Origin of the sequence: Paenibacillus sp. FSL R5-0928, assembly GCF_037970385.1 — a bacterium.
GTDB lineage: Bacteria > Bacillota > Bacilli > Paenibacillales > Paenibacillaceae > Paenibacillus_AQ > Paenibacillus_AQ odorifer.
In genome coordinates this window covers 6,806,765-6,822,202 of sequence record NZ_CP150225.1, presented here as the reverse complement: position 1 = coordinate 6,822,202, position 15,438 = coordinate 6,806,765, and the positions used below count along the sequence as shown (strand labels likewise).

At 44.6% G+C, this 15,438-nt stretch carries 11 protein-coding genes; 7 read left to right on the top strand and 4 right to left on the bottom strand.

From position 1 onward, the window contains the following. Positions 1-421: 421 nt before the first annotated feature. The 3 genes from MKZ16_RS30930 (at position 422) to MKZ16_RS30920 (ending at position 5,128) form a co-directional block, all read left to right on the top strand. A complete protein-coding gene (locus MKZ16_RS30930; protein WP_036682032.1) occupies positions 422-1,228 on the top strand; it encodes an ABC transporter ATP-binding protein in 807 nt (268 codons plus the stop codon). After that, positions 1,221-2,879: a hypothetical protein gene (locus tag MKZ16_RS30925; protein ID WP_076105046.1), complete on the top strand. Its 1,659-nt coding sequence runs from the start codon at positions 1,221-1,223 to the stop codon at positions 2,877-2,879. The genes MKZ16_RS30930 and MKZ16_RS30925 overlap by 8 nt, the downstream gene beginning before the upstream one ends. Positions 2,880-3,112: 233 nt before the next feature. Beyond that, positions 3,113-5,128, top strand: coding sequence for an EAL domain-containing protein (locus tag MKZ16_RS30920; protein WP_038573706.1), 2,016 nt, complete (start codon positions 3,113-3,115; stop codon positions 5,126-5,128). Between the two features lie 77 nt (positions 5,129-5,205). On the opposite strand, the gene MKZ16_RS30915 is transcribed toward MKZ16_RS30920, so the two are convergent. Continuing rightward, entirely contained in the window at positions 5,206-6,903 is a 1,698-nt protein-coding gene (locus MKZ16_RS30915; RefSeq protein WP_076105045.1) for a methyl-accepting chemotaxis protein, read from the bottom strand. A 243-nt stretch (positions 6,904-7,146) separates the two neighbouring features. Here MKZ16_RS30915 and MKZ16_RS30910 point away from each other — a divergent pair, with 243 nt between their 5' ends. Then, on the top strand, positions 7,147-7,578 hold the full coding sequence (locus MKZ16_RS30910) for a MarR family transcriptional regulator (RefSeq protein WP_051491215.1): 432 nt from the start codon (positions 7,147-7,149) through the stop codon (positions 7,576-7,578). A gap of 114 nt (positions 7,579-7,692) precedes the next feature. Here the strand turns inward: MKZ16_RS30910 and MKZ16_RS30905 are convergent, their stop codons facing one another. After that, positions 7,693-9,558 carry an LTA synthase family protein gene (locus MKZ16_RS30905; protein ID WP_038573700.1) on the bottom strand — a complete coding sequence of 622 codons (1,866 nt, stop codon included), beginning with the start codon at positions 9,556-9,558 and terminating at the stop codon, positions 7,693-7,695. Positions 9,559-9,841: 283 nt separating this feature from the next. Here MKZ16_RS30905 and MKZ16_RS30900 point away from each other — a divergent pair, with 283 nt between their 5' ends. Beyond that, positions 9,842-12,154, top strand: coding sequence for a helicase C-terminal domain-containing protein (locus MKZ16_RS30900; protein ID WP_076105044.1), 2,313 nt, complete (start codon positions 9,842-9,844; stop codon positions 12,152-12,154). A 53-nt stretch (positions 12,155-12,207) separates the two neighbouring features. Then, on the top strand, positions 12,208-13,176 hold the full coding sequence (locus MKZ16_RS30895; protein WP_038573694.1) for a Gfo/Idh/MocA family oxidoreductase: 969 nt from the start codon (positions 12,208-12,210) through the stop codon (positions 13,174-13,176). A gap of 77 nt (positions 13,177-13,253) precedes the next feature. Here the strand turns inward: MKZ16_RS30895 and MKZ16_RS30890 are convergent, their stop codons facing one another. After that, entirely contained in the window at positions 13,254-13,937 is a 684-nt protein-coding gene (locus MKZ16_RS30890; RefSeq protein WP_036682019.1) for a CidB/LrgB family autolysis modulator, read from the bottom strand. Next, complete coding sequence (locus MKZ16_RS30885; protein WP_036682017.1) at positions 13,931-14,305, bottom strand: CidA/LrgA family holin-like protein; 375 nt, start codon at positions 14,303-14,305, stop codon at positions 13,931-13,933. The genes MKZ16_RS30890 and MKZ16_RS30885 overlap by 7 nt, the downstream gene beginning before the upstream one ends. A gap of 111 nt (positions 14,306-14,416) precedes the next feature. Between MKZ16_RS30885 and MKZ16_RS30880 the strand changes: the two genes are divergently transcribed. Continuing rightward, positions 14,417-15,346, top strand: coding sequence for a LysR family transcriptional regulator (locus tag MKZ16_RS30880; protein WP_076105043.1), 930 nt, complete (start codon positions 14,417-14,419; stop codon positions 15,344-15,346). Positions 15,347-15,438 lie beyond the last annotated feature (92 nt).

The window sequence follows — 15,438 nt, the reverse complement described above, 5'->3', positions numbered from 1 at the left end:
TTTCGGACTCCAGCGACGCTATCGCTTAGAAAAAGGTGCGTTTATGGTGTTTTTCATGCTGATAGCGACTATGGGGTCCTTTAGCACTCCAAATGTGGTAAAAAGCCGCGTATAAGGTCAGCTGTGTCCGATAGCGTGCTCGCTCTCTTATGCAAAAATGCTACCCCACCAAACGGACTCTGATCTTAGCCCGGTTTACTAAAATAAAGGGAGTGCCTACAGCCATTTCGTGGCATCGGTGGCGCTGCCTTTCGCTATAAATCTCTAGGGGGTGGCCTAATGGTCACTCTTTTTTTAACTAGACATAAGATTAGCAGACTAAATCATGGAAGAGGATTCTACTAAATGATACAATTATTGTAATTACATAAAGTAGTAATATTTCACATTATTGATTAGTTACTAGAAAGGGGACTGAGATATGGGTTTAGCTGACGATCCGGTCATAGCGATTTCAGGTTTATGGATGAACTATACAGACCGAATGGTGCTAAAGGGAATTGATCTTAAGGTATATAGAGGACAAATTATTGGTTATATCGGCCCTAACGGGGCAGGTAAGAGTACAACGGTGAAGATTATGCTCGGTTTGGTAGAAGGATATAACGGTAAAGTGGAGATTTTCGGTAAGGATATTGCTGATGGAGATGTTTCTTACAAGAAACGTATAGGTTATGTGCCGGAGGTAGCCGAATTATATGATAGCCTCACTGCAAGAGAGTATCTAACCTTTGTTGGCGAGCTGTATGGGCTAGGTCGTGCGGAGGCGGACTACAAGGCCAAAAAATTAACCACACTGCTAGGTTTGGAGAAGTCTTACGATATGCGGATTTCTTCGTTCTCAAAAGGGATGAAGCAAAAGGTGCTGCTTATCTCCAGCATGCTGCATGACCCCGATATTTTATTCCTGGATGAACCGCTGAGTGGTTTGGATGCTAATAGCGTGATGATAGTGAAGGAGATTTTTGCATCGCTGGCGGCACGGGGGAAGACCATTTTTTACTCCTCACATATCATGGATGTGGTTGAGAAAATCAGTAGCCGGATCATTTTGATTGATGGCGGGGATATTGTGGCGGACGGAAGTTTTGCGGAGCTGAAGGAGAAAGGCCGCGAAGGGACGCTTGAAGATATTTTCAATCAATTAACCGGATTTGATAAATACCGTGATATCGCTGGTGAATTTGTTGCGGTCATGCAAGAGCAAGAGGTATCCTCTTATGACTGATTTCTTCGTGCTGAGGCTGTTGGATAAGCTGCGGGGTGCATTTATAAGATTTGGAGTCGATTATGACACCATGCGGAGTATTCTGCAGATCAAACTGACCATGGACGGAAGAAGAATGCCTACAGCGCTTGCAGGTATGCAGAAAAAGGAGAACGTTAAAGAAGGTTCGCCTTTGCGATTGCAGTGGATTTACTTACTGTTTGGTTTAATATTAATTCCGCTAACGCTATCCAATGATCACTATATGCTGCAAATGAGCTTAACCTTTGGGATCATTATGTTTTTTGTCTCCACAACCCTGATCTCTGATTTTTCTTCAGTAATGCTTGATTTACGTGATAAAAATATTCTTTTTTCCAAACCCGTCAACCGAACCACCTTAAATATGGCCAAAAGTATCCACGTTCTTCTCTACTTAGGGACAGTTACATTGTCGATCACTGGTCCATCTTTGGTATTTAGCCTATTTAAGCAGGGGATCGCTTTTTTTCTGATGTATGCGGTGACAATTGTCTTGTTAGACTGTTTTATCCTCGTAATAACTGCACTGCTCTACCTGATGATCATGCGGTTTTTTGATGGGGAGAAGCTCAAGGATATTATAAATTATACGCAAATCCTTCTAACGATCGGAATAATGGTGGGCTATCAATTCATCTCCAGGTTGTTCAACCTCACTGAGCTTGGTGCTGCTTATCATCCTGCTTGGTGGCAGTACTTTATTTTTCCGGTTTGGTTCGCGGCTCCGTTTGAACTGTTGCTTGGTGGAGCGAGAGAACCCTATTACTTCATTCTCTCATTGCTGGCTTTGATAACCCCACTTGTACTGATCGTAGCTTATATTAAGCTGATGCCACAGTTTGAGCGGAATTTGCAAAAGCTGGCGGAGCAAGGCTCCGGTGGAAAAGACAAGGGCCAGCTCGCAGAGTGGCTCTCGCGCAGAGTATGCAAGGAACCGGCAGAGGGGATTTTCTTTCGGTTTACTTGGTCCATGATGAAGAATGAGCGCGATTTTAAGCTGAAGGTCTATCCTGCACTTGGCTTTTCTATCGCATTCCCGTTTATTTTTATATTTGGTATATTGCAGAATAGTTATGATGGTTCCCTTAAAGGTTCAAAAGTGTACTTGTTAATCTATTTCTGCACGATGTTAATGCAGACTGTAATACAGATGCTACGCTACTCTACAAGTTATAAAGGAGCTTGGATTTATAGGCTGATTCCTTTACCCGATAGCACGCCTATTTACCGTGGGATGCTTAAGGCGGCGCTGCTGCGGCTAGTCTTGCCTTTATTTGCAGTAGATGCGGTATTGTTCATTCTGTTGTTCGGTGTGCACATTGTACCTGATTTAGTAGTGGTATTATTCGCCATGCTGATTTTCTCAGTCATCTGCTTTCGTGTTTATCCGCGGAGCTTACCTTTTTCAGAGCGTTATGAGGCAGCCAAACAAAAGGATTACACTGGAGTCGCCTTCATGCTTATGTTTTTGCTGATGGGGATGGCGGGTATTCACTATGTCTTCACTTTATTTACCGGAGGAATTTACATCTATCTGTTAGTTCTGGTAGTTTTGAATCAATGGTTATGGCGAAAGACCTTCCCCAAAACCCCATCAACCACAGGTCACATATCCAACTTTCCGGGGTGAGTGAATGCGTCAAATATGGACATTTTTTGCCGACATAAAAAAAGGGTATAAATTCCAGTATTTTCTTAGACAATCGGCTGAATACAAGGTAGAATACATCTAAAGTTGCTTTTCAGGGATAACCTATAATCTTTACGCACTCTTCCATTTATCTGATATTCGTGTACTGATTTTTTACTTGAGAAATACGCTGCAGCGATTACGGTATTCAAAACCGGTGAAGAGGTTAACTAATGGATAAAATGGGAATCCACTATAACGTTTGGATTGTTTTACTATCATTTGCGCTAGCGGCGACTGCAGCTTATTCCGCGCTGAATCTGATCTCGCAAGTCCCTCGCTCGTTTGGGAAAGTTCGTCGCTTATGGTTAATATCGGGGGCATGTGTACTCGGCAGTGGCATATGGTCGATACATTATGTAGGGATTATGGCGAGCCGTTTTCCTTTTAGCGTGAATTATTATCCAGGCAGGGCTGTATTATCGTTATTGGTTGGTGTATTGTGCTGCTATTCGGCATTCCGGATTACGTTTGTGCCACGTTTAAGAAAAAGTTGTTTAATAGTTAGTGGTGTTCTTCTGGGCAGCGGGATCTCTGCTATGCATTATATCGGGATGTCCTCCATGAAGATCGCAGCGGAGATTCATTATGAGATATGGACTCAGACATGTGCTGTAATCCTCGTTATGCTCTCGTCTTTTATCGGATTATTTCTATTTCACAAGTTTAAAGACTATGTGGGTTTTAACCGCTGGAAGTTATACTCTGCTCTCTTTATCGGATTTTCGGTGACTGGATTGCATTATACGAGTGTAAGGGCGACTCATTTTGAATATAACGGTCTGCTAGGCAATACAACTTTTTTTATGGAGACTGATGTTATTCTTTTAATGGGAGTATCCTTGGTAACGCTATTTATGCTTGCGATTTCTGGTGGTGCTGTATTTCTGGACCGGCATGTGCTGGAACGGATGGCTTATTATGATCCACTAACTGATCTTCCGAACAGACATGGCCTGGTACGTTATTTTAAAGATGAATTTTTCGGGAGTAGATCTGGCGCCGTATTTTTTGTGGATCTGGATCGGTTTAAGTCGATTAATGATACGCTTGGACATGATATAGGGGACTTGTTACTGCGAGAGGTCGCTATAAGATTAAGACGCTCTGTAGGAAGTAAAGGCAAGGTCTTTCGTTTGGGCGGAGATGAATTCCTGATCGCTCTTCCAGATTGTACTGTGGAGGATGCGCAAGAGGAAGCAGAGCACATTTTATATGAGCTTAAGAAATACTACAGCATTCAGGGTAATGAGCTATATGTTACTGCAAGCGTGGGGATCAGTATGACCCCTATGCATGGAACTGACCGCTCAGCGTTAATGAAGGCAGCCGATACAGCTCTTTATACCTCTAAGGATTCGGGTAAGAATAAATTCAGTGTGTTCGATCAGGAGATGAACCGCCATCAGCTGCGACGGATGTCGCTGGAGAAGGATCTTCGTAAAGCGCTGGCACGCTCCGAGTTTATGGTTGTTTACCAGCCGAAATGGGATTCGTATATGAACGTTACCGTGGGTCTTGAAGCACTGCTGCGTTGGCGGCACCCTGAACATGGGATAATTTCTCCCGCGGAATTCATTCCCATCGCAGAGGAAACGGGACTAATTGTCCCCATTACCTATTGGATGCTGCATGATGTATGCAGCCAGAACATGCTTTGGCATAAGGAAGAGATAGCAAATGTCGCAGTCTCTATTAATATGTCAGCGCGGATGTTTGAGGGTGGGGGCTTATACGATGTTGTAGAAGAAGCACTCACACGTTCAGGCCTAGAACCACATTTCCTTGAACTGGAGATTACAGAGTCCATTGCGATGAATAACATGGAAGAGACGGTTGCGCAGCTATCCAGACTTCGGGCACTTGGGGTAAGGGTATCACTGGATGACTTTGGGACAGGCTTTTCGTCCCTTGGTAATTTAGATGAGATTCCAGTCAACACACTCAAAATTGATCAGGTATTTATTCGTAAGAGCAAGATGCATTCCAAGAAAGCTATTATCAGTAATATCATTGCGATTGCCACCAATCTTAATATGGAGGTCGTGGCGGAAGGTGTGGAGACACCAGAGCAGATTGAGCTGCTGCAATCCTTAGGCTGCAGAGTGATGCAGGGTTATTATTATGGGCGGCCAATGCCGGTGCATGAGCTGGGCCAGTGGTTTATAGCGAATACAGCAGTATCGTAGCAGATGATCTCAATACATAGAACAAGGGGCTAGCGTCCAAGCAGAATTTCTCTGCTTGGACGCTAGCCCCTTTGCTATTAAGAAACCTTAAATCGTTCAATCAGAATTTGCAGCTTCTCAGCTAGTGAGGACAGGAAAGCTGCTGCAGACTCAACTTCTTCCATCGCGGCAAGCTGTTCTTCTGAGGAAGCGGACAATGTCTCTGCACTGCTGGCTGTCTGATTAGCGACATTTACGATATTCTGAAGGGTTGTAACGAGACGGTCGGAAATTAGCGAAAGCTGTCGAACTGTTCCGGAGATCTGCTGACTTTGTGAGGCCATTCCCGAGACAGACATTTCTATCTCCGAGAAGGACTGGCCTGCCGTGGCAATCATTTCTCTGCCGTGCTCCATCTCTTCTGTAGAGCGTTTCATTGTTTCTCCTGCTTGATCCATCTGATTCACGATGATGTTTACCAGCTGGCCAATTTGCGCAGCGGAATGGGCTGAGCGCTCAGCAAGCTTACGCACGGAATGGGCAACGACCGCAAACCCTCTTCCTTCTTCTCCAGCTCTTGCGGCTTCAATCGCTGCATTTAGGGACAGGAGATTGGTTTCCTCTGCGATGCTGGCAATAGTACCCACGATATTTTCGATTTCTTTGGAATAACCACCCAAGGTTTCAATAATGATTGCTAGGTCGGTAATGCTGTCACTTACGACTCTCATCTGCTGTGTGGTGGAATCCATTGCTTCACGGCCTGTACGGGCTTTATTAGCGTTGCTGACCGCATTATTCATCGCGTTATCTGCATTGCCTGCAATCTCTGTGATGAAGCGAGACAGGTCTTGTACAGACTTATATTCGCCCTCCATATTCTGCAGCTGTGAATTCGCGCTATCGGCAAGCTCAATTGTAACATTGACGCTGTACTCACCGGCCCGGTTGGTTTCCTGTGCACTGGCAGAGAGCTCTTCGGACGAGGAAGCTACCTGCATGGAAGTCTCATTGACCTCGGTAATAAGCAAGCGCAGGCTTTGGGTCATGTCATTAAAATTACGGGCTAATGTACCAATCTCATCCTTGCTGTTGAATAAAATAGGATTATGAGTAAGGTCGCCTTGTGCAACAAGATTGACCCCTTTAGACAGCTTCGTTAACGGACTTATCATTCGGCGGATTAACAGATAAGCTGCTACGATAGCTATAACCAGAATGGAAGCTCCGATAATAAAGGGCTGAACTATGATATCTTGGGTTCTTTCTTGAATTATGGAGCCATCGAAATTAATGGCCATCAGCGCAACTATAGGTTTGGATGGATCATGATCCTGATAGATGGGGCCGTAACCTGTCTTAAGTGAGGTACCTTCGTATGTATAAACCTTGGAGTAGGAGGAATGCTTGGACTCAGTGATATGTTGCTTAACTTCAGCTGGGAAATAAAAAGTATCGCCTGCTTTATAACCTCTAGCTTGGAAGCTTGAATCTGCGGCAAGTACTTTTCCGTCTAAGGATAAGATGAATGCCTCTTTAAAAATAGCCTTATGTGCTACAATCCAACCGATTCGATCCTCTACAGCCTCCAGTTTACTTTGATCGCCTGCCAACAATGCGGAAATGTCTGCGGGGTCAATCAGGCCGGTTGTAATATTAGCGCATCCTACCAATTCGATACCTGCAGCTTCGTCTACTTGCTTATAAGCTGTACGGTATCCGAAAAACCCGATGGATGATCCTACAAGAAGTAAGACGACGAACATCATCCAAGTTAATTTAGTTGCTAATTTCATTCTTCGCACCAACCTTGACAAATTATGTTCTCAGTGATAATAGCTCTCACCTCTACGATTATATCGTATTGATATGCTTATAACCTTACATGGAATATAGTATTTCTGTGTCGGAAATTGGAGAATCATGGGAGTCTGCGCTTTCCAGCATGCTTTCAATGGTTTAGTAGACAAAACCATTGAATCATTACCAGTTCTAGTGGTACGCTTGAGTTATTAAAAACGGATTGGGGTTGAACAAATATGCCACATCAAATAGATCCGTTAATTGATCGTCTTGGACTATCCATGTGGAGAGTACAGCGTAAGATTATGTCTCAAATGTCTTTGCACAAAGAACTCGGACTTACGGTGCCTCAGATGGGTCTGTTAAATATGATAGCGAAAGAAAAGAAGTCGCGGGTGGTACAGCTGGCAGAAAGTATGGAGGTCAAATCCAGTGCAGTGACGGTGATGCTGGACCGTTTGGAGGTGCTGGGTTATATCAAGCGTGAGCCGGATGGGAAGGATCGGAGAGCGGTTGTAGTAACGATCACCGAGAAGGGTCAGCAGGTGCTGGAAGAAGGACATTTCCGGTCCAAAGAACTGCTGGCGGAGCATTTGTCCATACTGAAGCCCGAAGAACTACGCAACTTTGCAGAGTATTACCGTATGATCGAGGATCAGGAGCGTTAGTCAGCTAAGCTTCGGAATGGATATCTTTATAAAAAACAGCAGAGCAGCGGTTCTCCATTATTGGGGAATCGCTGCTCTGCTGTTTTTGTTCGTTGGTTGCCTACGCCCTGTAATTTATTGTTTAGGTTGTTTGTCGGGCAACTGAGTGATATAGCTGTGGGAAAGCTGTAAAAGCCTCAAGGCACGGTTATATTCGTCCTCAGTGGCACTTGGTGTTGTTCCATCGTTATAAATAGAGTACTGAGTGTTGTCTTCAAAGCTGTTACCAGGAATAAGCAATCCTGAGCTGGCAATGAATGAACCAGAAGGTAAATAATATCGTTCTGGCAGCAAATTATAAGTCTGACTGAGTAGATCTTGACCAAAATATACGTTATTCTCTAATGAAATCCCAAGCAGACTTGCAGCGGTTGGCATGATATCCACTTCTCCGCCTACTTCATCAATGGTCTGCGGCGCTACGCCATCACCTGCATGAATAAGCAGAGGGATGTTCATCATATCCGCATAACTGTATTCATGACCATAGATTTCAGTCATCAATTCTTTATCATCATGATCGAGGGAATAAATCGGCAATCCCATATGATCTCCATAAATCATGATTACACTATTGTCCCAGACACCTTTCGCTTTAAGCTCTTCTACAAAATGTCCAAAAGCATCATCCGCATAGTTCTGGGAACGGATATAGTCACCAACAAAAGTACCTTCATAACGCTCTGGCAGCTCCATACGGTATTTTTCTTCCGGAATAGTAAAAGGGTGATGCGCTGACATTGAAATGACTTGAGCGTAAAAAGGCTGCTCCTGTTGGTCCATTTCTTTTAGTTTGTCGGCTGTCTTACTGTAGAGCGTATCATCAGAAGCGCCAAAGAAAAAGACATCATCTTCACCAAAAAATTTGCGATCATAATAATGATCGAAGCCCAGGGAGTCATACAGCTCGCCGCGGTTCCAGAATTCTACGACATTGGTGTGGAAGGTTGCAGTCTGATAACCATTTTCTTTAAGCACACGTGGCAGACTCGGCAGTACCTTATCTACATAGGACATCGTTGCCGCTCCACGTGGAGGGATGTAGAAGGAAGTATTAACTACGAACTCTGCATCCGACGTATTCCCTTGACCAACCATTTGATAAAAATTAGGGAAGTAAAGACTGTCCTTCATCACCTTGTTCAGGTTCGGTGTAATTTCTTGACCGTCTAATTTGAGTCCTAGCAAAAAATTCTGGAAAGATTCCATTTGAATAATAATAAGGTTCTTATCTTTCGCGATGCCTTGAAGTGGAGAACTAGCCGTAGTATTAATCCCCTTCAATTTGTTGATGGCATCTTGTGTAATGTCACTTGAATTGACTAGCTCAGGCTCTTCTTTAGCGAAGATCGTATAGGCTTCATAATTAAGAATTCCCATTTCCTGGGCTTTCTTAATTTCGTTCATGCTGGCCTTATTAGGCAAGATGTTGAACAGGCATAAAGCAAGTGAGACTGCAAACAGAACGCTGTACTTAAGTTTTCCGCCACGGCGGCGGTTGATATTCTCTTTCTTATAGACCCGGCCTTTTTTATTAAAGAAGAAATAAACTCCGAGAATAATGATGTCTGTAAAAATCAGCAGGTAGTATGGATCCATTAGTGAGAATACGCTGTTGCTGACGGCGGTGACTTGATTCACCTGCTCCGCTGCATGGTAAGTCACAATAACACCATAATATTTAAAATACATAATGGCTGCGAAGAAAATGGCTGTCACTAATAAATTTACGGTCATGTAATATCCGAGCTTGCGCTTGGAACCAAAACGTTCAATGATACAGAAGAGCGCCCAAGCAAAGGGGATTTCAGTTAATAATGATTTCCAGGGCAATATATCGTCAAAGATTACGCCCCATGCCAAGAAAGCTTTTAGAATAAAAATTATTGTGAAAAACACAAAAGGTTTAACGATCCACTGTTTAAAGTTAAAGGATGACACAGCTTCGCCTTCTTTCTACATGATAAAACGCTATTTCCCGGCTAGGAAGAAACAGCGCCCCAGACAAAATAATTCCATAGTAATAAAATTTATTATGCAGGGCTAGCTATAGAATGTCAAAAATCGAGAACCTAAGTATAAGCTTAGCGGAGTGCGTAAAGTTAAACACATAGGGTTGAAGCTGACGCTCCTGCTCTCATGCAGGGTTATACAACGAATTCAGGACTAAAATGGCGATTGGGAGCAAAAAGAATATATGGAAAATTAAAGGATGTGATGCCGGATGGGCTCTACAGTAGCTTTATCAGTTAGAACTCTCGTTGAATATGTTTTTCGCAGCGGAAGCATTGAGCCTGGCTTTCATGGAACGGGCGCTATGGTCGAAGGCACAAGAATTCATCAGAAAATCCAAAAGCAATATAAGGAAGGTGACCGCAAAGAGGTTTATTTGAAAACGGAAATTCCTTATGGAAACCTGCTTTATGTTGTAGATGGGCGTTGTGATGGATTGCTTGTCTCGGAGGATGGGAGCTTTACGGTCGAAGAAATCAAGTCAACCTCCGGACTGCTGGATTTACTGGATGAGGGACATGAGGTTCACTGGGCACAGGCGCTGATGTACGCATATATGATAGCTCTGGAGCAAGAGCTTTCTTCTATTCAGGTTAAGCTTACCTATGTCCACCGGGCCACTGATGAGCAAAAAAGCTTGTACCGAACGTTGTCTTTTGAAGAACTGATTTCATTTGTGAATGACACAGTGGCTAGATATGCTCCATACGCCGAGATGATGGTTCGTCATGAGGCTAAGAAGGAGCAGAGTCTTCGGGAGTTGAGCTTTCCGTTCTCCTCTTATCGAAAGGGACAACGTCATTTTGCAGGAGCTGTATACAAGTCCGTCGTGGAAAAGGTCAGTCTGTTCGCTCAAGCCCCCACAGGTATCGGGAAAACAATGTCGACGTTGTTCCCTGTCCTTAAAGCGATGGGCGAAGGACAAGCTAAGGGATTGTTCTATTTAACGGCAAAGACAGTTACCCGTTTTGCCGCGCAGGAAGCCATCTCGCTGTTGCTAACGCAGGGACTTCAGCTGCATGTCATCACAATTACCGCTAAAGAGAAGGCCTGTTTTCGCGAAGAGGGGATTTGCGGTAAGGATTCCTGTCCTTATACGGACGGCTATTATGACCGGATCAACGACGCGTTGATGGATCTGTTAGAGCACGAGACGCTCATGAGCAGAGACACCCTTGCACTGTATGCTCACAAACACAAAGTGTGCCCGTTTGAGTTCTCATTGGATGCAGCTTATGCCTGTGATGCTGTGATCTGCGATTACAATTATATATATGATCCTCGCATCAGTCTGAAACGGCTAACAGAGGAAAGAAAGAGAGAAACGGTACTTCTAGTAGATGAAGCACATAATCTGGTAGACCGGGGACGGGAAATGTTCTCCGCCTCTTTGCTAAAAGCCCCTTTCCTGGAAATCCAGCGCCAATATAAAGAAATGAACCGGAATTTGAGTACAGCCGCTAAATCGGTGAATGCTTTTTTCATCTCCCTTCGCAAAATTTGCAATGAAGAGGGGCAAGGGCAGTGGGACTCGTTCCCGGAGGAGCTGCCGGCTTTGCTTGAGATATTTTCTTTGGAGGCGGAACAGGAACTTATTCACCCGAGCTCCAGTATTGTCTCACTGAATGGGGAAGGAGAAGGGGAAAATGTCCTCTTGGATACCTATTTTGCAGTTCAGGGCATGCTCCGCACCTTTAAGACCTATGATGAACGCTACATTACCTATGCGGAGGTTCGTAGAGGGGATGTCTATCTCAAGCTATTCAATTTGGATCCCTCGCATCTGCTTCGGCAGATGTCCAAGAGCTTTCGCAGTCAGATCCTGTTCTCAGCTACACTTTCTCCATTATCTTACTACCGGGATATGATTGGTGCGGCGGAGGAAGATTACAGTCTAACCGTTACTTCCCCTTTTCAGAAAGAGCAGTGGGAAGTAACCGTCTTACCTGTCTCCACACGTTATCATGACCGGGAAGGTTCCCTAGTTCCGTTGACTAAAGCACTGAGCCAAATGGTCTCTAAAAAGGGCAATTATCTGGTGTTTTTTCCTTCGTACCTCTATTTGCAAAACGTATATCAGGCCTTTACGGAGAATTACCCTGAAATCCGGACATTGATGCAGGATACAGGCATGAGCGAGCAAGCTAGAGAAAGTTTTTTAGCCGCATTTAGTCCAGACAATGGCGAGACGTTATTGGGATTTGCTGTACTTGGAGGAATTTTTTCAGAAGGTGTGGATCTGCCAGGGGATCGCCTCAATGGGGTTATGGTTGTTGGCGTTGGCCTGCCACAGCTTGGTCTTGAACGCAATCTGCTGCGTCAATATTTTAATGCCAGAGGAAAAAATGGCTTTGATTATGCCTATGTCTATCCGGGAATGTGCAAGGTACTGCAAGCCGGAGGCCGGTTGATTCGCAGCGAGACGGATACGGGCATTATCGTGTTGGCTGATGACCGTTTTTTGCAGAGTCCATATATGCATTTGCTCCCCGAAGAATGGAGAGATTATCTTATCCGCTCGTAAGAGGTTATAATCTACGAAAGGGTATTCATAATCAATCGGCAGGGGGAAATAATATGACATTAAAAGTGGGTATTGTGGGTACGGGTTGGTTCTCTAAGGTACATGCTGATTTGCTGGCAGGGATGGATGATGTCCAGTTGCAGGCAGTCTGTGGAAGCAGTAAAGCCAAAGGCGAAGATATGGCACGTCCATACGGAGCTGCTGGATATGGTGATATTACAGAGATGTTGGATGCAGAGACGCTTGATGCTGTTTATATCTGTGTGCCTCCACAATCTCATGGTGCGATTGAACGTTCATTAATCAAGAGGGATATTCCTTTTTTTATAGAGAAGCCGCTTAGTATGACTACTGAAATTCCTGCGAGCTTGCTGCAAGATATTAAAGAACATAATTTATTGACCTCGGTAGGTTACCATTTCCGTTATCAAGAGAATGTCAGACGGCTCAAGGAAACACTACGTGGTGATAAGATCGGTATGGTTATGGGCCAGTGGATGGGCGGCATGCCGGGCGTAGCTTGGTGGCGTGATCAGGAGCAATCCGGAGGACAGTTCACCGAGCAGACTACTCATATCGTCGATTTAGTGCGTTATCTGGCAGGAGAGGTAAAAGAAGTATACGGCATGTTCGGAAACCGAATTATGCATGAGCAGCATGAAGGTGTGAGCGTAGCCGATGTAGGTACCGTATCTCTTAAGCTTGAGAATGGAATCATAGCTAATATTTCAAATACATGTGTACTGCCTGATCCGGTGGGAAGTGTAGGACTTAGTTTCTATAATGATCGGGGATTGCTGGATTGGAACCCGGATCGTCTCTTGGAAGTGCGAAGTGGCAATAGCACCGAATTTGAAAACACAGGAAATCCATATTTAGTGGAAAGTGAAGCTTTTCTGCATGCTGTACGGACAGGTGATCGTTCACGTATTCTCAGTGACTATGAGGATGGATTCAAGACGCTTAAAGTAACCTGCGCGGCTTACGATTCAGCACAAAGTGGACTTCCGGTTAAATTCTAGGTTTAGATCTCTTAAAAAAAGGACATGTCGCCTTAGATGTGCTAAAGAGACATGTCCTTGGCTCAAGCTGGGTTAGCCTAGTGGAGGAATACCGCGAGTAAAGCTGGCGCCACACCTATGGATAACAGCGCGGACAGAATCATCGCAATACTGGAGATGGTTCCGGTCAGTGAACTAAGCTCGAAGGCCTTGGATGTTCCTGTACCATGCGCAGCGGTTCCCAGCGATACACCACGCGCGATTTCATTGTCAATGCGGAAGATGCGGAGCACTGTAGGGCCCATCATTGTACCGAGTATCCCGGTAATGATGACGAAGACTGCAGTAATACTCGGTACACCGCCGATACTTTGCGAGATGCTCATAGCGATCGGCGTAGTCACCGAACGTGGAACCAGACTGGCTGCCAGATCGCCGCTGACATGCAGCCATTTGGCGAGCAGAATAGAAGAGATCACCGCTGTTATCGTCCCTGACAGCACGCCTGCCGCAATTTCGGCGGCGTGCTTTTTGAGCACCTTGAAGTTTTTATGCAAAGGGATTGCAAAGGCCATAGTTGCCGGTTGCAGCAAATCCGTCAGCCATTTGCCTCCCGCATTGTAAGAATCATAAGTAATGCCTGTGATGAGTAAGAAGATAATCATAAGCACTGGTGTAATGATCAATGGAGAGGTGTACACTTTGCCACTAGAAGCATAAATGCGTTTCGCCAGTAGATACACAGCAACCGTAAGACCGAAGAATAACAGAGCGTTTAACATGATCCTTTCCGCTCCTTTGCTTTGTAAATTCTACTGGTAAGTAATCCGGAACTGGCCATTACAACAATCGTACCCAAAATGACCACCGCGAGGATTCGTAAACCATCAGTTTCCAGAATATTCGCGTATTTCATTACGCCAATAGCAGATGGAATAAAGAACAGCAGGAGCTCAGCCAGTAGCCAAGAAGCACCAACTTCAACCCAATTCAGATGAATGACACCAAACTCAAGCAAAAGAAACAATATAATCATTCCGAGTATGCTTCCGGGAATAGGGATATGCAATAATGGGGTTACAGCATTGATTAGTAATGAGAATAGGGTAAGTCCCGCTACCTGCAGCAAGCCTATAACAATCTTTTTCATAAGGCTTCGCTCCTTTCATGATAATGAAAGTTTACATCAATTGTTTTCATAGGTAAAATGAATAGATTGAATAAATGACATTCCTTTTATCTATGGATCGGAGGTTGGAAGATGGATATCCGACAATTAGAATATTTCGTCCAAGCAGCACGAATGAAAAGCTTTACTCGGGCTGCCGAATCCTTATATATTTCTCAGCCAACGATCAGTAAAATGATCCGGAATATGGAGATCGAGCTGGAGGCGGATTTGTTTTACCGTGAAGGGAAAAGTGTCCGGCTTACAGATGCGGGGGAAATTCTGTTCACCAAAGCGCAAAATATCGTGGAGTCGTTCGCCAGCTTGTCTTCTGAGCTGGATAGCTTACGAAATTTGGAGCAGGGCCACATCCGCATCGGTCTGCCTCCAATGGTAGGGGCGAGCTTTTTCCCTTCGGTGATTGGTCAATTTCATAAACGTTATCCGCAGGTTACTATTCGTCTGCATGAGGATGGCGCGAAAAAAGTGGAGGAAGATGTAGAAACGGGCTTGCTGGACATCGGAATGGTTGTGCTGCCTGTAAATACAGCCAAACTTCATTGTTTCACCTTTGTTGAAGAGAAGCTGAATCTTATTTTACCTGTAGGACATCGGCTGGCCGGTGCAGACTTTGTTCCGTTAAGTGAACTGGCCGAAGAGGAGTTTGTGCTGTTCCGGGAGGATTTTACGCTGCATGATCGGATTATTACGGAATGTGTGAAGGCGGGATTTCAGCCTAAGGTAATCTATGAGAGCTCCCAATGGGACTTAATTAGCCGCATGGTGGCTGCCGGTATGGGAATCGCATTGCTGCCAGAGACCATATGCCGGGATATGGATCGATCACGGTTAGTTGTTGTGCCTTTGACGGATCCGGTAATTCCGTGGCAGCTTGCTATGGCGTGGCGTAGAGACCGTTATTTATCTTTTGCGGCACGCGAATGGATTTCTTTTGCAAAGGGACTTTTGCGAGAACAGTATCCCAATGAGCTCCCTGACGCGCATGTGGAGGACTCTGAATAAATAGTAATTCCGTTTTTGTTAGAAGCTCTACAATTTTTCTTTTTTTTGAAAATATGTTTTTTGGTATCATGACTTATGATAGGAGAAGATGT